21 protein-coding genes and 1 tRNA gene are annotated in these 19246 nt (G+C 70.0%); 14 read left to right on the top strand and 8 right to left on the bottom strand.

Annotation, left to right across the window (positions count from 1 at the left end; genetic code table 11):
- Positions 1 to 2 precede the first annotated feature (2 nt).
- A complete protein-coding gene (menD, locus tag G6N45_RS00825) occupies positions 3 to 1631 on the top strand; it encodes a 2-succinyl-5-enolpyruvyl-6-hydroxy-3-cyclohexene-1-carboxylic-acid synthase (RefSeq protein WP_163719895.1) in 1629 nt (542 codons plus the stop codon).
- Positions 1628 to 2155, top strand: coding sequence for a DUF3592 domain-containing protein (locus tag G6N45_RS00820; protein ID WP_163719893.1), 528 nt, complete (start codon positions 1628 to 1630; stop codon positions 2153 to 2155). Before menD ends, G6N45_RS00820 begins: the two co-directional genes overlap by 4 nt.
- Here G6N45_RS00820 and G6N45_RS00815 read toward each other — a convergent pair.
- Positions 2137 to 2826 (bottom strand): DsbA family protein, encoded by a 690-nt coding sequence (locus tag G6N45_RS00815; RefSeq protein WP_163719891.1) that lies wholly within the window; start codon positions 2824 to 2826, stop codon positions 2137 to 2139. The genes G6N45_RS00820 and G6N45_RS00815 overlap by 19 nt on opposite strands.
- Positions 2827 to 2917: 91 nt before the next feature.
- On the opposite strand from G6N45_RS00815, the gene G6N45_RS00810 reads away from it, so the two are divergent.
- The 3 genes from G6N45_RS00810 to G6N45_RS00800 all read left to right on the top strand — a co-directional run bounded on the left by G6N45_RS00810 (position 2918) and on the right by G6N45_RS00800 (position 5644).
- Positions 2918 to 4045 carry a glycosyltransferase family 4 protein gene (locus G6N45_RS00810; RefSeq protein ID WP_163719888.1) on the top strand — a complete coding sequence of 376 codons (1128 nt, stop codon included), beginning with the start codon at positions 2918 to 2920 and terminating at the stop codon, positions 4043 to 4045.
- A 9-nt stretch (positions 4046 to 4054) separates the two neighbouring features.
- Positions 4055 to 4888, top strand: a complete 834-nt coding sequence (locus G6N45_RS00805) for a class I SAM-dependent methyltransferase (RefSeq protein WP_163719886.1) — start codon at positions 4055 to 4057, stop codon at positions 4886 to 4888.
- Between the two features lie 129 nt (positions 4889 to 5017).
- Positions 5018 to 5644, top strand: coding sequence for a class I SAM-dependent methyltransferase (locus G6N45_RS00800; protein WP_163719885.1), 627 nt, complete (start codon positions 5018 to 5020; stop codon positions 5642 to 5644).
- A gap of 1 nt (position 5645) precedes the next feature.
- Here the strand turns inward: G6N45_RS00800 and G6N45_RS00795 are convergent, their stop codons facing one another.
- Positions 5646 to 6470 (bottom strand): SDR family oxidoreductase, encoded by an 825-nt coding sequence (locus G6N45_RS00795; RefSeq protein WP_163719883.1) that lies wholly within the window; start codon positions 6468 to 6470, stop codon positions 5646 to 5648.
- Positions 6471 to 6564: 94 nt separating this feature from the next.
- Here G6N45_RS00795 and G6N45_RS00790 point away from each other — a divergent pair, with 94 nt between their 5' ends.
- Both G6N45_RS00790 and G6N45_RS00785 read left to right on the top strand, forming a co-directional pair.
- A complete protein-coding gene (locus G6N45_RS00790) occupies positions 6565 to 7251 on the top strand; it encodes a demethylmenaquinone methyltransferase (RefSeq protein ID WP_163719881.1) in 687 nt (228 codons plus the stop codon).
- Positions 7252 to 7373: 122 nt separating this feature from the next.
- Positions 7374 to 8438, top strand: a complete 1065-nt coding sequence (locus tag G6N45_RS00785) for an alpha/beta hydrolase fold domain-containing protein (protein ID WP_163719880.1) — start codon at positions 7374 to 7376, stop codon at positions 8436 to 8438.
- Here the strand turns inward: G6N45_RS00785 and G6N45_RS00780 are convergent.
- Positions 8435 to 8845 (bottom strand): GAF domain-containing protein, encoded by a 411-nt coding sequence (locus G6N45_RS00780; RefSeq protein ID WP_163727553.1) that lies wholly within the window; start codon positions 8843 to 8845, stop codon positions 8435 to 8437. The two genes, G6N45_RS00785 and G6N45_RS00780, sit on opposite strands and share 4 nt — an antisense overlap.
- Positions 8846 to 8853: 8 nt before the next feature.
- Positions 8854 to 10074 (bottom strand): menaquinone reductase MenJ, encoded by a 1221-nt coding sequence (gene menJ / locus G6N45_RS00775; RefSeq protein WP_163719878.1) that lies wholly within the window; start codon positions 10072 to 10074, stop codon positions 8854 to 8856.
- 21 nt (positions 10075 to 10095) lie between these two features.
- Here menJ and grcC1 point away from each other — a divergent pair, with 21 nt between their 5' ends.
- From grcC1 to G6N45_RS00755, 4 genes are all read left to right on the top strand, one after another.
- Positions 10096 to 11103 (top strand): nonaprenyl/(2E,6E)-farnesyl/geranylgeranyl diphosphat synthase, encoded by a 1008-nt coding sequence (gene grcC1 / locus G6N45_RS00770; RefSeq protein ID WP_179965250.1) that lies wholly within the window; start codon positions 10096 to 10098, stop codon positions 11101 to 11103.
- 78 nt (positions 11104 to 11181) lie between these two features.
- Complete coding sequence (gene htpX, locus G6N45_RS00765; protein WP_163719876.1) at positions 11182 to 12060, top strand: zinc metalloprotease HtpX; 879 nt, start codon at positions 11182 to 11184, stop codon at positions 12058 to 12060.
- Positions 12061 to 12125: 65 nt separating this feature from the next.
- Complete coding sequence (locus G6N45_RS00760; RefSeq protein ID WP_163719874.1) at positions 12126 to 12584, top strand: hypothetical protein; 459 nt, start codon at positions 12126 to 12128, stop codon at positions 12582 to 12584.
- Positions 12585 to 12627: 43 nt separating this feature from the next.
- Entirely contained in the window at positions 12628 to 13170 is a 543-nt protein-coding gene (locus G6N45_RS00755; protein WP_163719871.1) for a hypothetical protein, read from the top strand.
- Between the two features lies 1 nt (position 13171).
- On the opposite strand, the gene G6N45_RS00750 is transcribed toward G6N45_RS00755, so the two are convergent.
- Positions 13172 to 14197: an NAD(P)H-dependent glycerol-3-phosphate dehydrogenase gene (locus tag G6N45_RS00750; RefSeq protein ID WP_163719869.1), complete on the bottom strand. Its 1026-nt coding sequence runs from the start codon at positions 14195 to 14197 to the stop codon at positions 13172 to 13174.
- Between the two features lie 117 nt (positions 14198 to 14314).
- Here G6N45_RS00750 and G6N45_RS00745 point away from each other — a divergent pair, with 117 nt between their 5' ends.
- Both G6N45_RS00745 and G6N45_RS00740 read left to right on the top strand, forming a co-directional pair.
- The gene (locus G6N45_RS00745) at positions 14315 to 16153 is read left to right on the top strand and encodes an alpha/beta hydrolase (protein ID WP_163719867.1); all 1839 of its coding nucleotides are present in this window, start codon (positions 14315 to 14317) and stop codon (positions 16151 to 16153) included.
- Positions 16154 to 16155: 2 nt separating this feature from the next.
- The gene (locus tag G6N45_RS00740) at positions 16156 to 16668 is read left to right on the top strand and encodes a lipoprotein LppJ family protein (protein ID WP_163719865.1); all 513 of its coding nucleotides are present in this window, start codon (positions 16156 to 16158) and stop codon (positions 16666 to 16668) included.
- 60 nt (positions 16669 to 16728) lie between these two features.
- On the opposite strand, the gene G6N45_RS00735 is transcribed toward G6N45_RS00740, so the two are convergent.
- The gene (locus G6N45_RS00735) at positions 16729 to 17220 is read right to left on the bottom strand and encodes a YajQ family cyclic di-GMP-binding protein (protein WP_057150552.1); all 492 of its coding nucleotides are present in this window, start codon (positions 17218 to 17220) and stop codon (positions 16729 to 16731) included.
- Between the two features lie 139 nt (positions 17221 to 17359).
- On the opposite strand from G6N45_RS00735, the gene G6N45_RS00730 reads away from it, so the two are divergent.
- Positions 17360 to 17442 (top strand) — tRNA-Tyr (locus tag G6N45_RS00730).
- On the opposite strand, the gene G6N45_RS00725 is transcribed toward G6N45_RS00730, so the two are convergent.
- Both G6N45_RS00725 and G6N45_RS00720 read right to left on the bottom strand, forming a co-directional pair.
- Positions 17433 to 18422, bottom strand: coding sequence for a 1-acyl-sn-glycerol-3-phosphate acyltransferase (locus G6N45_RS00725; RefSeq protein WP_163719863.1), 990 nt, complete (start codon positions 18420 to 18422; stop codon positions 17433 to 17435). The two genes, G6N45_RS00730 and G6N45_RS00725, sit on opposite strands and share 10 nt — an antisense overlap.
- Positions 18419 to 19246 (bottom strand): patatin-like phospholipase family protein, encoded by an 828-nt coding sequence (locus G6N45_RS00720; RefSeq protein ID WP_163719860.1) that lies wholly within the window; start codon positions 19244 to 19246, stop codon positions 18419 to 18421. The genes G6N45_RS00725 and G6N45_RS00720 overlap by 4 nt, the downstream gene beginning before the upstream one ends.

Raw genomic sequence — 19246 nt, 5'->3', positions numbered from 1 at the left:
TGGTGAACCCCTCGACGGCGCAGGCCCGGGTGGTCGTCGACGAACTGGTGCGCGGCGGCGTCCGCGACGTCGTGCTGTGCCCCGGATCGCGCAACGCCCCGCTCGCGTTCGCACTGCACGACGCCGACCGCGCCGGTCGGCTTCGCCTGCACGTGCGCATCGACGAACGCACTGCCGGCTTCCTCGCCATCGGCCTGGCGGTCGCCGAGGGCGCGCCCGTGTGCGTGGCGATGACGTCGGGCACCGCGGTGGCCAACCTGGGGCCGGCGGTGGTGGAGGCCAACTACGCCCGCGTGCCGCTGATCGTGCTGTCGGCCAACCGGCCCTACGAGCTGCTCGGGACCGGCGCGAATCAGACCTTCGAGCAGCTCGGCTACTTCGGCACGCAGATGCGGGCGAACATCAGCCTCGGTCTCGCGGAGGACGCCCCGGAGAAGATGGCCTCCCTCAACGGGCAGTGGCGTTCGGCGACGTGCCGGGTGCTGGTCGCCGCGACGGGGGCCCGCTCGGCCAACGCCGGGCCCGTGCAGTTCGACATTCCGCTGCGCGAGCCGCTCGTTCCCCCGGTCGACGATCCCGGTGCCGCGTACGCGCCCGAGGGCCGCCCCGACGGCAGGCCGTGGACGATCACCCCGCCGGTCACCTTCGATCAGCCGCTCGACATCGACGTCACCCCCGACACCGTGGTCATCGCCGGGCACGGCGCCGGCGTGCACCCGAATCTCGCGCATCTGCCCACCGTCGCCGAGCCGACCGCGCCCTACGCGCGTAATCCACTGCATCCGTTGGCGCTCAACCTGATTCGTCCCAAACAGGTGATCATGCTCGGTCGCCCGACGCTGCACCGCCCGGTGTCTGCGTTGCTGGCCGATCCGTCGATTCCGGTGTACGCGCTGACGACGGGCCCGCGCTGGCCGGACGTGTCGGGCAATTCGCAGGCGACGGGCACGCGGGCGGTCACCTCCGGTGCGCCGGCGCCGGACTGGCTCGACCGCTGCGCCGAGGCCCACCGGCACGCCTGCGAGGCGGTGCGCGGCCAGCTGGCCGCCCACCCGCTGACCACCGGGCTGCATGTCGCCGCGGCCGTGGCCGATGCCGTGCGACCCGGTGATCAGCTTGTGCTCGGCGCCTCGAACCCGGTGCGCGACATCGCGCTGGTCGGCTTCAACACCGCCGAGGTCAAGGTACGCTCCAACCGCGGGGTCGCCGGCATCGACGGCACCGTGTCGACGGCGATCGGGGCGGCGCTGGCGCACGGGGGCCGCACGATCGCGCTGATCGGTGATCTGACGTTCGTGCACGACAGCTCGGGTCTGCTGGTCGGGCCGACGGAGCCGATGCCGGCGGACCTGACCATCGTGGTGTCCAACGACAACGGCGGCGGCATCTTCGAGCTGCTGGAGCAGGGCGATCCCCGGTTCTCCGACGTCTCCTCCCGCATCTTCGGCACCCCCCACGACGTCGACGTCGGGGCGCTGTGCCGCGCCTATCACGTGGAGAGTCGACAGATCGAGGCGGCCGAGCTGCCCGCGGCTCTCGACGAACCGCACGACGGGATGCGGGTGCTCGAGGTCAAGGCGGACCGGTCGTCACTGCGGGCGCTGCACGCGTCGATCAAGGCGGTGCTGTGAGCGCACTGCTCGCTCGGCTGAAGGCGTTGTGGCAGTTCGTCATTCCGCACCTCTACGGTGAGCCGGGGGAGACGCGGCGCGGCCGGATCCTGCGGCGCGTGCGCATCGGCATCGTGGTGGCGGCCTGTCTGGTGACGCTGCAGTCGGTGTTGCTGATCGTCGGCGCGTGGCGCAACGACCGTCAGATCGAGCGGCACATGGGCGTGGCAGCGGCGAACGTCCTCGACGCGGGCCCGCGGCGGTCGACGATCGAGTTCGTCACGCCCGACCGCGTGACCTACCGGCCCGAGCTCGGCGTGCTGTATCCCTCCGAGTTGGAGAACGGCATGCGCATCTACGTCGAATACGACACCAACAACCCGGATCTGGTGCGCGTGCAGGACCGTGACGCGTCGCTGGCCATCATTCCCGCGGGTTCGATCGCCGTGGTTGGATGGCTGGTGGCCGGCGCCGCGCTGGGCGTCACCGCGTTGGTGCAGCGCCGCATCGATTCCGAGGCGGTGCCTCAGGACGCGACGAGCTGATCGAGCCAGGCGTCGTCGGTGAGGTCGATCTTCTCGCCGGACCTCAGGTCGACCACCGTCGGGGTTCCGGTGCTGACCGGGTCGGTGTCGTAGAGCAGGCTGAAGTTCGCCTCCTCCATCGCGGCGATGTCGACCGCCTCCTGGTCGCGAGACACGCTCTCGGCCACGGCTTCTGGCAGACCTGCGCCCCTGGCGATGTCGCGCAGCTCGTCGCCGGTGAACGCCGGACCGCCCGGATCCTGCTGCGCCCACAGCTGTTCGACGAAGCGCTGGAACTGGGTGCCGGTGGTGGTCGCGTCACCGGCCGGTTCGGCGGCGACGAACATCGCGTTGGCCACCGTCGCCGAATATCCGCTTTCGGTGTCCTGGTCGAGGAACGTCAGCGGGCGGTAGGTGACCTGCAGCCCGCCCACGGTGACGTAGTAGGCGATCTGGTCCCCGAAATCCTGCTGCAGATCGTGGCAGTGGGTGCACTGCGGCTCGGTGAAGATCTCGATCTGCGCGTCGGCGTCGTCGTAGCCGGCGACGATGCCGAATCCATCGTCGGACAGGGCCAGCGGCGCCGTGGCGGGATCGGGGCGGGCGGTGCCCGTGACGTCCTTCGAGCAGCCGACGACGCCGACCATCAGTCCGATCGTCGCGACAGCCAGCACCGTCCGCGTTCTGCCCATGCGGTGAAGAATAACGCCGCAGAACGCGCAATTCGTGCGACATATCCCTGTCGGCAACCTCTGGGACAGGTGGCGATGTCACCGTCGTCGTGTGCGCGTCGCCATCGTCGCAGAATCGTTCCTCCCGAATGTCAACGGCGTCACCAACTCGGTGCTTCGGGTGATGGAGCATCTCCGTCGCACCGGGCACGAGGTGCTCGTCATCGCGCCGGACACGCCGCGCGGCCAACCCTCGGCCGACAGGGTGCACGACGGGATCCGGGTGCACCGGGTGCCGTCGATGATGTTCCCCAAGGTGACCTCGCTGCCGCTGGGCGTTCCCCGGCCGCGGATGTTGGGGGTGTTGCGCGGATTCGACCCCGATGTCGTGCATCTGGCCTCTCCGGCGCTGCTGGGCTGGGGCGGGGTGCACGCCGCGCGGCATCTGGGGGTGCCGACCGTCGCGGTGTTCCAGACCGACATCGCCGGGTTCGCCCAGAGCTACGGCGTCGGCGTGATGTCCCGTGCTGCGTGGACCTGGACCCGGCGCCTGCACAGCAAGGCCGACCGCACGCTCGCGCCGTCCACCGCGGCGATGGAAGACCTTGTCAGCCATGGCGTTCCGCGGGTGCACAAGTGGTCCCGCGGGGTGGACGTGACCGGCTTCGCCCCGTCGGCGCGCGACGAGCGGTTGCACCGGTCGTGGTCGCCGGAGGGTAAGCCGGTCGTCGGGTTCGTCGGCCGGCTGGCGCCGGAGAAGCACGTGGAACGGCTCGCGGTGCTGGCCGGGCGTGACGACCTGCAGGTCGTCGTGGTCGGGGACGGGGTCGACCGGCCGAAGCTGGAGGCAGCGCTGCCGAGGGCGATCTTCACCGGCGCGCTCTACGGCCCCGAACTCGCGGCGGCCTACGCCAGCATGGACGTGTTCGTCCACCCCGGCGAGCACGAGACGTTCTGCCAGGCGGTGCAGGAAGCGATGGCCTCCGGCGTACCGGTCATCGCGCCCGACGCGGGCGGCCCGCGCGACCTGGTCGTCCCGTACCGCACCGGGCTGCTGCTGCCCGTCGCCGAGTTCGCCGACCGGTTGTCGGCGTCGGTGGACCACCTCGTCGCCGAGCGGCGCCGCTATGCGGTGGCGGCGCGGCGCAGTGTGCTGGGCCGCACGTGGCCGGTCATCTGCGACGAACTCCTCGGCCACTACGACGACGTGGCCGGCAGGCGCGGGGCGCGGGCCGCGTAATTTGATCGGGTGCATCCCGAGCGGAAGATCGACGCCGGCTCACTGGCTGGTGTCTCCGAAACGGCTCTTCTGACGCTGAACGGACGAGCGCACCAGGCGCGGCATCCGGACGCCATCATCGACGACCCGATGGCGGTCCGCCTGGTCGATGCGATCGACTTCGACTTCGACAAGTTCGGCCGCCGCAAGGGCCAGGAGATGGCGCTGCGCTCACTGGCGTTCGACCGCGCGATCGCGGCCTACCTCTCGACGCATCCCTCGGCCACGGTCGTCGCCCTCGCCGAGGGGCTGCAGACCACCTTCTGGCGGCTCGACGCGACACTGCCCGATCACCGATTTCGTTGGCTGTCCATCGATCTCGAACCGGTCATCGAGTTGCGCAGACGTCTGCTCCCGCCCTCGCCGCGCATCATCATGCTCGCGCAGTCGGTGCTCGACCACAGCTGGATGGACGCGGTCGACACCACTTCGGGCGTGGTCATCACCGCCGAGGGCCTGCTGATGTACCTGCAGCCCGACGAGGCGATGAGCCTGATCACTGCCTGCGCGCGCCGGTTCCCGGGCGGCCAGATGATCTTCGATCTGCCGCCGGTGATGGTGAACAAGCTGGCGCCGAAAGGCATGCGCTCGTCCGCGCGCTACCGGGTGCCGCCGATGCCGTTCAGCGTGTCGGCCGCGCAGCTGGCCGCGTTGGCCGACACGGTGCCGGGGATCACCGCCGTGCACGACTTGCCGATGCCGCGCGGGCGCGGCGTCTTCTTCGACCGGGTCTTCCCCGCGTTCTGGGCGTGGAAGCCGACGAGGAACTACCGCGGCGCCTACACCCTGCTCGAATTCGGCTGACGACCGCGGATTGGCCGAGCGGTCCGAGGGTTTGCCGGTTTTTCGGGCGGGTACAGAAATCGAGGCTCTGCTGCTGTGGGTACGGCGGCACAGCGATGTGTCGGCGGCTCAGCGGAGAGCGAGAATCCCATGATCGGTGCCCTGTACGAGGCCGCGCTCTCCGGTCAGCGATGTTGGATCCGCGGCGCCGACTATCAGACTCGGGTGCTGCCCGTCGACAGGTGGCTGGGCGATTGCGACGACGATCTGTTCGACGCCGCGCTGGCGGCCCGCTGTGAGGGCCCGACCGTCGACCTGGCATGCGGGCCGGGCCGGTTCGTGGCGTGGCTGACCCGGCAGGGCGTCCCCGCGGTCGGCATCGACCAATCGGCGGTCGCGGTGCACCTGGCCGAGCAGCGGGGGGCCAAGGCGCTGCGCGGCGACGTGTTCGACACGGTGCCGCGCGAGGGCTGGTGGCAGACGGTGCTGCTGGCCGACGGCAATGTCGGCATCGGCGGGGATCCGCTGCGGCTGTTCAACCGGTGCCGCGCCTTGCTGCGCGACGGCGGCCACTGCGTCGTCGAATTCGATCCGGCCACAACCGGCGCGACGACCACCATGCTGCGTCTCGAGACCGACGACCAGATCGGTCCCTGGTTCGAGTGGGCGTCGGTCGGACTCGATGCGGTCGAGGAGTTCGGTCAGCGAGTGTCGTTGCGGCTCAAGGACGTCGAGATCGTCGGCGAGCGCGGCATGGCCGAGCTCGCCGCGATCTGACTCAGCCCTGCGCTTCGACGGCGACCGGTTGCCACTGTTCCCAGGTGGCCAGCCGCTTCTCGTAGTCCGCCTTGGCCAGCTGCAGCGGCAGCTCTCCGAAGAACACCCGCAGCGGCGGCTCGGCGGCGTCGACGACCTTGAGGATCGCCCGCGCCGAGGCCGTCGGATCGCCCGGCTGAGCCGAACGCGACGCCCGCGCCTTCGCGGCGTTGGCGTGGATCTCCGCGTAGTCGGGCAACTCGGCGGCGTGCTTGGCCGACGGGCCTGCCCAGTCGGTCGAGAAACCGCCCGGCTCAACCAGCGTGACGTGCACGCCGAACTCGGCGACTTCCTGGGCCAGCGCCTGCGAGAAGCCCTCCACCGCCCACTTCGAGGCGTGGTAGATGCCGACGTTGGGGAACGCGGTGATGCCGCCGATCGAGGACACCTGGATGATGTGCCCGCTGCGCTGGGCGCGCAGGAGGGGAAGCGCCGCCTGGGTGACCCACAGCGCCCCGAACACGTTCGTCTCGATCTGATCGCGGGCCTCCTGCTCGGAGAGCTCCTCGATGAAGCCGAACTGTCCGTAGCCGGCGTTGTTGACCACGACGTCGAGCCGGCCGAAGTGCTGATGGGCCTGCTGGACGGCGGCGAAGTCGGCCTCGCGGTCGGTGACGTCGAGACGGATCGGCAGCAGCGCGTCGCCGTACTTGGCGGCGAGGTCGTCGAGGGTGGACAGGTCACGCGCGGTGGCGGCGACCTTGTCGCCGCGCTCGAGCGCCGCGATCGTCCACTCGCGCCCGAAGCCGCGCGACGCACCGGTGATGAACCAGACTTTTTCACTCATGCCCTAGGTCAAGGCCGTCGACCCCCGCGGGCATTCCCGGGGCCTGGATCTGCACAGCAACCTGCCAGGCGGGGCCGGTGATACGTTCGGCCCTGTGAACCGCGCGTCGCTGGAGAAGGACCCCCATGAGGTGGCGTCGATGTTCGACGGCGTGGCGCGGCGCTACGACCTGACCAACACCGTGCTCTCGCTGGGGCAGGACCGGTTCTGGCGGCGGGCCACCCGGCAAGCGCTGGGCATCGCGTCCGGCGACAAGGTGCTCGACCTGGCGGCAGGCACGGCGGTGTCGACGGTGGAGCTGGCCGCGTCGGGGGCGTGGTGTGTGGCGGCGGACTTCTCGGTCGGCATGCTGGCGGCGGGCGCGGCGCGGCCGGTGCCGAAGGTGGCCGGCGATGCGACCAAGCTGCCGTTCGGTGACGGTGTGTTCGACGCGGTGACGATCAGCTTCGGGTTGCGCAACGTGGTGGACCACGTGGCCGGGCTGCGGGAGATGGCGCGCGTGACGCGGCCGGGCGGCCGGCTGGTGGTCTGTGAGTTCTCCACGCCGACGAACGGACCGTTCGCGACGGTGTACAAGGAGTACCTGATGAAGGCGCTGCCCGCGATGGCCCGCGCGGTGTCGTCGAACCCTGACGCCTACGTCTATCTGGCCGAGTCCATCCGCGCGTGGCCCGATCAGGCCGAGCTGGCCCGTCGCATCGAGGCCGCCGGCTGGACCGATGTCGCCTGGCGCAACCTGACCGGCGGCATCGTGGCGCTGCACGCCGCCACCAAGCCCTAGCCGCTTTTCCGCGAGCGCGCGTGTTTGCACGTGGACACGCCGCGTTACGCGTACCTCTGCGCGCGTTCGCGCCCCGCGAAAGCTGCCTCGCTGCACGCGCGTCGGCGTTAGTCGTCACGTCCATGCTGCACGGACGCCACGCCGATCCCAATGCCACCCTCGCCACCGACCCGCGCTCCGATCCGCGCATGGTCGCCGCGCTGGCCGCGTTCGGTCTGACGGAACGATTGCCCGCGTCCGGCCTGAGCGTCGACTCGCCGCTGGAGCAGCGCCTCGCCTTCGCGACCATGAGCGAACAGGGCATGGGCGCCATCTTCGACGCCCTCGCAGAGGACGTCGCACCGCCCGCCGGGGTCACGACCACCACGACGACGATCACCGGTGCCGACGGCAACGACATCACGCTCTTCGTCAGCCGGCCCGCCGATGCGGCCGGCCCGCTGCCGGCGATCGTGCATCTGCACGGCGGCGGCATGGCGATCGCCAGCGCCGCCGACGTGCCCTACATCCGGCTGCGCGAGCATCTGGCCGCGACGGGCCTCGTGGTCGTCGGCGTCGAATTCCGCAACTCCGGCGGCAAACTCGGCCCGCATCCCTACCCGGCGGGGCTCAACGACTGCGCGTCGGCGGCGCGCTGGGTCGACGAGCAGCGCGGCGAACTCGGCGTCAGCCACATCGTGGTGTCCGGAGAATCCGGCGGTGGAAACCTGACGCTGACGTTGGCGCACAAGGCGAAACGCGAGGGGTGGATCGACGGCATCGCGGGCTTCTACGCGCAGTGCCCGTTCATCTCCAACCGGTGGCTCGACCGGAGCGGCGACCTGCCGTCGCTGGAGGAGAACGACGAATACTTCATCGGCCGTGAGCAATTGGCCATCCTCGGCTCGCTCTACGATCCCGACGGGCGCCATGTCGACGACGCGGCGTGCTGGGCGTACGTGGCGACCGATGACGAATTGACCGGCCTGCCAACGCATGTCATCTCGGTCAACGAACTCGACCCGCTACGCGACGAGGGGCTGCACTACTACCGCAGGCTGCTGCGGGCGGGCGTGCCCACGGTCGGGCGGGTGGTGGCAGGCACGTGCCACGGGGGAGATCTGTTGCTGGCGAGCGCCATGCCGGAAGTGTTCGCCGCCAGCGTCCGCGACGTCAGCGGGTTCGCCCACTCGTTGAGCCCCCGCTAGCCCTGCTCCCACACGCGCGCCGACTCCGAGCCGACGCCTGCGTCGTGGATCTGCTGAAAGTTCCGTCCGCCTCGGGCGAACGTCGCGAGGACCGCTGCAGGACAACGCTTCTCGACGAGCGGCTCGTCGCGCCAGCGACACGGCCGCACGTGCACGAGGTCGACGCCTTCGCCAGCGGCGTCGTAGAAGTACGGTCCGGTCAGCCGACCCAGCCAGAACAGTCCGTCGCTGTCGCGGGTCCACACGAACGACCCGTCGGCCACCTCGGCGAAACGCTCCACCCGCCGCTCCGGAACGCCGACGCGACCGAACCCGCATACACCCGCCCGCAGCGCCCGCTCGACGGCCAGGTGGGGATCGATGTCGTCGCGGCGCGACCGCATCGGCGCCCGGTACACGGACGTCACGCTCACGCTCACGTGAACGGGCGGCGGGCGTCCACGCGGCCGGACAGCCGGCCTGCGCCGCGCCACACCCGCGCCACCACGTCCTCGTCCTCGTCGGTGACGAAGTTGCCCATCACCCGCACCGCCACCGTCATCAACGCCGACGACCGCATCGCAACCGGCCCCGTCGCAGGCAGGAATCGGGGGAACGTCAGCAGCAGTGCCAGCCGGCGCGCGATCGAGAACCCGCGCGCGTAGTGCGCGTGCAACACCGCGGGCCAGGCCTGCGAGTAGTCGCCCGAGCCCAGCATCGACGCGGCCAGCCGCCCGGTCTCCAGCCCGTAGTCGATGCCCTCGCCGTTGAGCGGGTTCACGCACGCCGCGGCGTCCCCGATCAGCATCCAGTTCGGCCCGGCCACCCCGGACACCGCGCCGCCCATGGGCAGCAGCGCCGAGCGGCCCGCCCGGGGATCCCCGTCGAAGCCCCACTCGTCGCGGCGCAGCGCGGTGTAGTGGTTCATCAGCGGACGCAGCGCGGCATCGGCGGGCCGCTTGGACGTCGCCAGCGCGCCGACGCCGATGTTCACCTCACCGGTACCCAGCGGAAAGATCCAGCCGTAGCCGGGCAGCACCTCGCCCGCCGGGGAGCGCAGCTCCAGGTGCGACGTGATCCACGGTTCATCGTGCCGCGGGGTGGCGATGTAGCCGCGGATCGCGACGCCGTAGACGGTGTCCTTGTGCCACTCGCGGCCCAGCGCCCGGCCCAGCGTCGAGCGTGCCCCGTCGGCGACGATCAGGTCGGCGCAGCGCACCACCTCGCCGGAGTCGAGGACCACCGCGGACACCCGGCCGGTCGAGTCGCGCTGCACGTCAACCGCTTTGACGCCCAACTTCATCTTGGCGCCGTCGTCGACGGCCACCAGCCGGATGCGCTCGTCGAGTTCGGTGCGTGGCACCGCGCTGGACAGCGGCGGGAACGACCGGCCCGGCCACGGGATCTCCACGTCGGCGCCGAAGCCCGACATGCGCAGGCCGTGGTGGGTGATCCGGCCGTCCAGCCACTTCCCGAGGCCCAGCCGCCGCATCTCGGCCACCGCCCGCGGGGTCAGGCCGTCGCCGCACGCCTTGTCACGGGGGAACGACGCCGAGTCGATGACCAGCACCTCGCGCCCGGCGCGCGCGGCCCACGCCGCGGCCGACGAACCGGCAGGCCCGGCGCCGACGACCACCACATCAGCGCTCGTCTCCATGGCTCCCAGTATGTTGGCTGTGTGAGGACACCGGCGAACGTGGTGGCGGGAGTGGACTTCGGCGATGCCGAGTTCGCCCAGGACGTCCGTGACGGAGTGGCCCGGATCGAGACGCTCATGTCGGAGGAGCTCGGCCGCGCCGACGAGTTGATGGCCGAGGCCGTCACCCATCTGTTCGAAGCCGGTGGCAAGCGGTTCCGCCCGCTCTTCACGGTGCTGTCGGCCCAGCTCGGGCCGGAACCGGACGCCTGGCAGGTCACCGTCGCCGGCGCCGTCATCGAGCTCGTGCACCTGGCGACGCTGTATCACGACGACGTGATGGACGAGGCCCAGGTGCGTCGCGGGGCGGTCAGCGCCAACGCCCGGTGGGGCAACAACATCGCGATCCTGGCGGGGGATTACCTGTTCGCGACGGCGTCGCGTCTGGTCAGCAGGCTGGGCCCGGATGCCGTGCGGATCATCGCCGACACCTTCGCGCTGCTGGTCACGGGCCAGATGCGGGAGACCCGCGGGGTCGCCGAGCACGTCGACGAGGTCGAGCACTACCTGAAGGTGGTCTACGAGAAGACGGCCTGCCTGATCGCGGCGTCGGGCCGCTTCGGTGCGACGTTCTCCGGCGCGGACGAGGACCAGATCGAGCGGTTGAGCCGGCTCGGCGGGATCGTGGGCACCGCGTTCCAGATCTCCGACGACATCATCGACATCGACAGCGACCCCGACGAGTCCGGCAAGGTGCCCGGCACCGATCTGCGGGAGGGCGTGCACACGCTGCCGGTGCTCTACGCGCTGCGGGAGACGGGGCCCGAGGCCGACCGGCTGCGGGAACTGCTGGCCCGCCCCCTCGACAACGACGCCGACGTGGCCGAGGCGCTGCGGCTGTTGCGCTCCTCGCAGGGCATCACGAGGGCCAAGGAGACGGTGGCCGGGTACGCCCGGCAGGCCGAGGAGGAACTCGCCGCGCTGCCCGACGGGCCCGGCCGCCAAGCGCTGGCCGCGCTGGTCGACTACACGATCAATCGGCACGGCTGAGCGTCTGGAACCTGCGCGGCGTACCCGAGCGTTGAACGAGCGAATGAGTTCTGCAGGTGTGGTGAGGAGGAATCCGCGATGACGTGGCATCCGCACGCCAACAGGGCCAAGACGTTCCTGTTGCTGGTGGTGTTCTCGGGCCTGATCGTCGGCGTCGGGGCCCTGTTCGGGCGCAACATCATGTTCCTGGCTGTGCTCTTCGCCATCGGCATGAACGCCTACGTGTACTTCAACAGCGACAAGATGGCGCTGCGGGCGATGCACGCGCAGCCGGTCACCGAGATGCAGGCGCCGATGATGTACCGGATCGTGCGCGAGCTGGCCACTACCGCCCGCCAGCCGATGCCGCGGCTCTACATCAGCGACACCGCCGCCCCCAACGCGTTCGCCACGGGCCGCAACCCGCGCAACGCCGCGGTGTGCTGCACGACGGGCATCCTCGGCATGCTCAACGAGCGCGAGTTGCGCGCGGTGCTCGGTCACGAGCTCTCGCACGTCTACAACCGCGACATCCTGATCAGCTGTGTGGCCGGGGCGATGGCCTCGGTGATCACCGCGCTGGCCAACCTGGCGTTCTTCGCGAGCATGTTCGGCGGCAACCGCGAGGGCGGCGCGAATCCCTTTGCGATCCTTCTGGTTTCACTGCTCGGACCGATCGCGGCGACGGTCATCCGGCTGGCGGTGTCCCGCTCCCGCGAGTACCAGGCCGACCAGTCCGGCGCGGAGCTGACCGGTGACCCGCTGTCGTTGGCCAGCGCGCTGCGCAAGATCAGCGCCGGGGTGGAGCGCGCGCCACTGCCGCCCGAGCCGCAGCTGGCCGACCAGGCGCACCTGATGATCGCGAACCCGTTCCGGTCGGGGGAGAAGATCGGCAAGCTGTTCGCGACCCACCCGCCGATCGCCGACCGCATCGCCCGCCTCGAGGCGATGGCGGGTCGCGGGCCGGGCCAGTACTGACGAGGCCGTCAGACTTTTCTGTCTGACGATGCGCGCGCCGGGACCACCCGCTTAAGGTGTGCGACGTGCTGACCAGAATTCTGATCGGCGTCGCGGCCGCCGCCGCGTGTGCCGCGCCCGCCGTCGCCTCGGCCGACCCGTCCCCGCTGAACGTCAACGCGCTGCCGCCGATCAATCCGCAGCCGTTCGCCTCGCCGGACGGTGCCTGGTACTCGTTCGCCGCGCCCGGTGGGCTGACGTGCGTGATGGACCGCCAGACCGGCAGCTACGGGTGCAACGGATCGCTGCCGGGTGCGCCGGGCGGCGCGAACGTCGTCACCGGCTGGGCGGGCGGTCCGCCGGGGTTCGGACACGCCAACGGGCCGATGTACGGCGCGACGGCCAACCCGCTGCCGCTGCCGGTCAACACGCGGATGAGCTTCCGCACCGTCAGTTGCGGCACCGACGGCGTCATCACCTCGTGCACGAACACCGTCGACCAGTCCGGTTTCGTCATCAGCCCGACCGGCACCTACGCCTACTGAAGCTCTCGCTAACGCGGCCGACCCTTCCGGCGACATCTAGGCTGTGACCGTGTCGAGCAGAGCTTTCCTCGGTGCTGCGTGCGTCGCCGCGGCCGGTGTCCTCAGTGCCTCCGGTCTCGCGGCCGCTCAGCCCGCGCCGCCCACCCCGCCGCCGACGCCGCCGGCCCCCAACGTGAACGCGTGGGCGCCCGCCAACCCGAAGAACTACGCGGTGTTCGACGGCGCCGCCTACGCGTTCAGCGCCAACGGCCTGACCTGCATGCTGCAGCGCTCCGGTGGCTACGGCTGCAACGGTGTGCTGCCCGGCGCCCCGGAGGGCGCCAACCTGGTCAGCGGTTCGGCCGGTGGAGTGCCCGGCTTCTCGGTGGCGCCCGCCCCGATCTACGGCGGCCCGGTCAACGCGCTGCCGCCGAACACCCGGCTCAGCTTCGGCGACGTCAGCTGCGGCGGTGACGGCACCGTGACGGCCTGCGTGGACAATCGCAACCAGTCCGGTTTCGTGGTCAGCCCGTCGGCGTCCTGGATCGTCAACGAGGTCAACCCGCTGCTGGCCCGGCCCGAGGGCACGAACCCCTACTTCAACTGAGTCAGAAGCCGGACCCGAACACCTCGTGGCCCGGCTTCTCCACCATCAGCCCGCGGTAGGCGTCCTCCACCGACGAGCCGTGGTTCACCACGCCGTCGACCTCGCGCGCGATCGGCATCGAGATGCCCAGTTCCTCGGCGAACGACATGATCACGCTGGATGCCTTCACGCCTTCGGCCACCTGGTTCATCGACGAGATGATCTCGTCGATCGGCTTCCCGGCGCCCAGTTGTTCGCCGACGTGCCGGTTGCGGCTGCGCTGGCTGGTGCACGTCACGATCAGGTCGCCCATACCGGCGAGGCCGGCGAAGGTGTCGCGGTGCCCGCCCAACGCCTCGCCCATCTTCGACATCTCGCGCACCGCGCGGGCCATCACCATCGCGCGGGTGTTCTCCCCGATGCCCAGTGAGTAGCCCATGCCGACCGCGATCGCATACACGTTCTTCAGTGCACCCGCCATCTCCACGCCCACCACATCGTCGGTGGTGTAGGTGCGAAAACGCTTGGTGCGGAACAGGTCTGCCAGATTCGCGGCCAGATGCTGGTCGGGCATGGCCAGCACCGCGGCGGCCGCGTAGCCTTCGGCGACCTCACGGGCGATGTTGGGCCCGGCCAGGATTCCGGCTGGATGGCCGGGCAGCACCTCGTCGACCACCTGGCTCATCCGGTAATTGGTGCCCTGCTCGAGGCCCTTCACCAGCGACACCACCGGCACCCACGGCCGCAGCGTCGACGCGAGTTCGGTGAGCACACCGCGGAATCCGTGCGACGGCACCCCCATCACGATCACGTCGGCGCACTCGGCGGCCTCCGCGAAATCGGTGGTGGCCCTCAGCGTGTGCGCCAGCTCCACCTCGTTGCCGAGGTACTTGGTGTTGCGGTGATGGGTGTTGATGTCGTCGGCGGTCTCCTGCGAACGCACCCACTGCAGCGTCGGCCCGCGCCGCGCGCAGATGGACGCCACGGTGGTGCCCCAGGATCCGCCCCCGAGGACGACGACGTTGGGTTCGCGCTGTGCAGGTGCCATGAGTGATCACATTAGGGCGGCGGCTGCGGCCCGAGGGCCGGTTTCGAACCGATCGGTGCGCCGACGGGTGTGTGGGAGTGGGCATAATGAGAACGACTTTGCTGAGGGGGTTCGCGTTTGTCGGTCACGGTATCGACGGTCGAGGCATCCGATCCGCAGGGCCTGACAGCGGCCGCGGGTCGACTCGGCGGCACGATCGCCGATCTCGACGGGGCGATCACCGGGCAGCAGCAAGCCCTGGACCGGATGCGCGCAGCGTGGCAGGGAACGGCGGGCGACGCGGCGATCGCCCAGGCGGAGAAGAATCTCACCGAGCAGCTGCAGCTGCGGGCCCGGCTCGAGTCGGTGCGGGCGGCGCTGGCCACCGGCGGACCCCAGCTCGAAGCCACGCGCGCCGGATTGACGGGCGTCGTCGGGACGCTGCGGGCCGCCGGGTGGACCGTCACCGACGACGGCCGCGCGATCGCGCCGGTCTTCCCGCCGCTGCTCAAGCAGTTCGAACCCGGCTTCACCGCGGTCATCCAGAGATTGCTGCAACTGTTCGGCCAGATCGACGCCGCCACCGCGGGCGCGGTGCGCACCGCGATCGGCGGTGTCCCGCCGGCCACCCCACCCGGGACGCCGCTGCCCCCACCCCCGCCGCCGGGGGCCTCGCCGGAGCAGGTCAAGCAGTGGTGGGACTCGCTCAGCGACGCCGACAGGAAACGGCTGACCGACACCGCGCCCCGCGGGCTTGGCAATCTCGACGGGCTGCCCGTCGAGGTGCGCGACCAGCTGAACCGCACCGTGATGGACCGTGACATCGCGCGGGTGGAGCACGCCGCGAGCGCCAACGGGGTCGGCGCCGACGAGGTGGCCGCTCACCCGGAGCGCTACGGACTGAACCGTGCGGACGCCGTCGCCTACCAGAACGGACTCAAGGCCCGCCAAGGCCTCAAGCATCAGGCCGAGGGTGACAACCCGGCACGTCCGCGCAAGACCTACCTGTTCGGCTACGACCCGCTGGCCTACAACGGGCAGGGCACCGCTGCCGTCGCGCTGGGCAATCCCGACACCGCCGACAACATCGGGGTGATCGTGCCCGGCACGGGCAGCAGCCTCGAGTCTGACTGGCTCAACAGCGGCCGCAACGACGGCATCAACCTGCTCGATCAGATGGGCAAGGCGGACCCGAGCAAGCAGAACGCGGTGATCATGTGGATGGGCTACGACGCGCCCGACAGTTTCACCGATCCGCGTATCGCCAACCCGGAACTGGCCCGCTCCGGTGGCGCGCTGCTGGCAGGCGACGTCAACAGCCTGCACGTCACGCACACCGGGGCCGGTGAGCCGAACATCACGGTGCTCGGACACTCCTACGGGTCGACGACGGTCGCCGACGCGTTCGCCGGCAGCGGGATGAAGGCCACCAACGCGGTGCTGATCGGTTGTCCGGGAACGGATCTCACGCACTCGGCGGCGGACTTCAACCTGCAGGGCGGGCAGGTGTACGTCGGCAACGCCTCGACTGATCCGGTCGGCTGGATCGGCGCCAGCGACATGGCCGCCGACGTTCTCAATGGTCCGCTGGCCGATCCGCTGGGCCTTTCGGTGGGGTTGGGCGACGACGCGTCGGCGGAGTCGTTCGGCGCCGTGCGGTTCCATGCAGAGGTGCCGGGCGGGAATCTGCCCGACTTCGACGATCACTCGTACTACTACACGATGGGCAGCGAGTCGCTGTACAGCATGTCCGCCATCGCGTCCGGCCACGGGGATGCCCTCGGCGGGCTGGGCATGCTGGCGGACGGGCGGGACTCGCCGGCCGTCAGCACGCCCGATCGGATCCCGACCCCGTTCGGCGACATCCCGTTGCCGCACACCGACATACCGCTGGGGCCGGCCATTCTCGACCCCGAGGCGCCGCGCGACAACGGTGCGGTCACCTCCGACCACCGATTCGACGGAAGACCCATCTAGTGATGACCCGACTGCTGTCCACGCTGCTGATCGCGCTCGCCCTGGGAGGCTGCCACATGTCCGATTCCGGCCCGGTGCAAGACAATCCGTACGACGAGCCGCAGAACGCGCTCTCCGACGAGCAGACCCGCGCGCAGGTCGTCGACCCGGCGGTGGCCGTCGTGCAGGCTGTGACGCTGGACGACGTGACGGGCGGGTTCTCGTTCGGTTCGTGCAACGACCAGGGGGAGCCGCCGTTCCAGGGTCGCGTCGAGGTGGCGTTCAAGCTGCCCGCCGACCCGGGCGCCCTGTACGCGCAGATCCGGGACGCGCTCGTCGCGCAGGGGTGGGCGAGCGGAGCTCCGCAGGGACAGGTGGTGCACGGAGACTCGCTGAATCGCGACGGCGTGACGGCCGCGGTGGGGCCGCGCTCCGCAGACCCCGGGTACGGCGCGCTGCAGTTCTACGGGGAGTGCCGGAACATGGGCGACCACGGGTCCGACGGCCCGGTCGACATCACACCGGAGTTGCGTTGAGACTGCGCCTACGGCGCCGAAATCCGAGAAAACCCCACCCTCAGTGCAGTCTCAACGACCTCAGCGGTAGTTGACGAACTGCAGCGCGACGTCCAGGTCGGCGCCCTTGAGCAGCGCGATGACGGCCTGCAGGTCGTCGCGCTTCTTGGAGCTGACGCGGATCTCCTCGCCCTGGATCTGGGCTTTGACGCCCTTGGGTCCTTCGTCGCGAATGAGCTTGGTGATCTTCTTGGCGTCCTCGCTGCTGATGCCCTGCTTGAGCGTGCCCGTGAGCCGGAAGGTCTTGCCGCTGGCCTGCGGGTCACCTGCGTCGAACGCCTTCATCGAGATGTCGCGGCGGACCAGCTTCTCCTTGAAGACGTCGACGGCGGCCTTGAGCCGTTCCTCGGTGGAGCTGACCAGCTCGATCACCTCGTCGCCCTTCCAGGCGATCGTGGTGTCGGTGCCGCGGAAGTCGAAGCGGGTGCTCAGCTCCTTGGCCGCCTGGTTGAGTGCGTTGTCGACCTCTTGCCGGTCGACCTTGCTGACGACATCGAACGATGAATCCGCCATTGGACCCGTCCCTCCCTCGTAGGTGTCAGTTCTCGGTCCCATCTTGGCCGCAGCTGCGAGCGCGGGCCACACCACCCTGGCGATTTGTTGTCGGGGTATGTCCTCGTTGTATCCTGCTGTGCGCGCTCTAAGCGTCACCGGCAGGTTGCCCGAGCGGCCAATGGGAGCGGACTGTAAATCCGTCGGCTTACGCCTACAGTGGTTCGAATCCACTACCTGCCACGCTGGTCAGGCCCCCTTTCGAGGGGGCCTGACGTCGTATCGGAAGCGGTGGCGTTGGCGGCGACCCAGGCGTCGACCTGGGTCCAGACGCGCTCCAGCCACGGGCCCAGACGGTCCGGCGGGGGGAGCGCGCTGGACGTGACCAGAGCGGTGCGGACCAGCAGCTCCCGATGGATCGGCATCTGCCACCACGGTCGTGCCCGCCCGTCGAGGCAGAACCCGCTGTGGGTGAGCACCAGGACGTTGGCACGCGGTGCGCCGGTCACCGCGGCGGCCGCACCCCCGGTGCGCGGTGGCAAGGTGTGGGATTGCTGCAGTGCGCGCTTCGCGGCGCGGATTCCGCCGGTCGAGCGGAGTTCGCCGATCGCGGCACGCCACCGTGGCCAGCTGAAGTTGGCACCCTCGGGGAACAGGAGCAGTGCTTGTCCTCCCGTCAGCGAGGCGGCGAGTTCTCGGATTTGACGACGCGCACGGTCGCCGCGGTCCAGGAAGCACAGGCACCCGAGGTCGCCGGCGAAGTCCAGAAGCGGTTCGACCCGGAGGATGCTCTTGAGCACGACGCGGATCCGCAATCCGTACCCCAACGTGAGCAGCCACGCCACCAGCACACTGTCGCCGGGGCCGCAGTGGCGCGACAGCACGATCAGCGGCTGGTCGGTCGGGATGTCTCCCTTCGTCGGCGAGGCGGGGTCGAGCACCACGCGCACATCGAGGACGCGCTGAACCGCCGCATATGCCAGCCCGAGGAATTCGTGTACGAGTTGGTCACCGTCCCGTTGACCACTCAGCAGCTTCGCCAACGTTCGCAATTCGATGACCGCGTAGGCCATCGTCAACGCCACCGTCCTGACCGGCCGGCTCGACCGAGTCGCGAGTCCGACCACGCCGGTGACGGCCAGCAGAATCGGTCCGGCAGCGATGACGCAGATCATCAGCACGGTCGCCAACGGCACAGTCAGGGCTCGGCGCAGCAGCCTCATGGCAGTGCCTCGAGGTACTGGCGGGTCGCGTCATAGGCGAGTTCAGCACGGCTGGCCATCCGGCTGGTGTCCCGGTAGCGCAGATTCGACCATGTCGCGGCCTGCCGCTGGGGTTGGCCGCTGGGAAGCACATGCACAGTGGTGCCGGGGCCCACGCGCGCCAGATCGCCGAGGAAGCGGTGCCGGCGAGAGATCTCGAACGCGACGAACCCGACCTCCCACAGAAATCGCGGTGGTCGGAGTTGCTCCTCGAGGCGGCCGACGTGCAGGACGTATACCGTGTCGGCGCCATGGGCCACCGCGCGATCGAGAGGGATGCTGTTCACCAGGCCACCGTCGACGAAATGCTCACCGTCGATGCACACCGGCGGGAAGACGCCCGGCAGGGCACAGGACGCGAGAATCGGCTCGATCAGGTCGCCAGTGCCGAACCAGTGCTCTTGAGCGCGTTCGATGCTCGCCGCGACGCACTCGAACGGCACTGCGAGTTCTTCGAAAGTCCGCGCAGGCAATCGGTTCTGAAGCATTCGGCGAAGTGCGCTGTTGCTGTGCAGTGCGGTCCTGCGCCGCATGACTTCGGCGGCCCTGCGCATGAACGACCCGTCGAACACGCCTTCCTCGGCCAGCGCCTCCCAGGTCGCCAACAACCGTTGCGCACCTGCCGGCGTCGGATCGGCTGCGAGCGCCGCACCGTTTATCGCACCGACTGACGTGCCGCACACGAGGTCGGGGCGGATCCCCGCCTCCAGTAACGCGCGTGCCATGCCGGCCTCGGCGGCGCCGAGGACACCCCCTCCTCCCAGTACCAGCGCAGTCCGCGTCAT

Origin of the sequence: Mycolicibacterium psychrotolerans, from assembly GCF_010729305.1 — a bacterium.
Taxonomy (GTDB): Bacteria; Actinomycetota; Actinomycetes; order Mycobacteriales; family Mycobacteriaceae; genus Mycobacterium; species Mycobacterium psychrotolerans.
The sequence above is the reverse complement of the archived record's forward strand: the minus strand, read 5'-3'. Positions and strand labels throughout refer to the sequence as shown.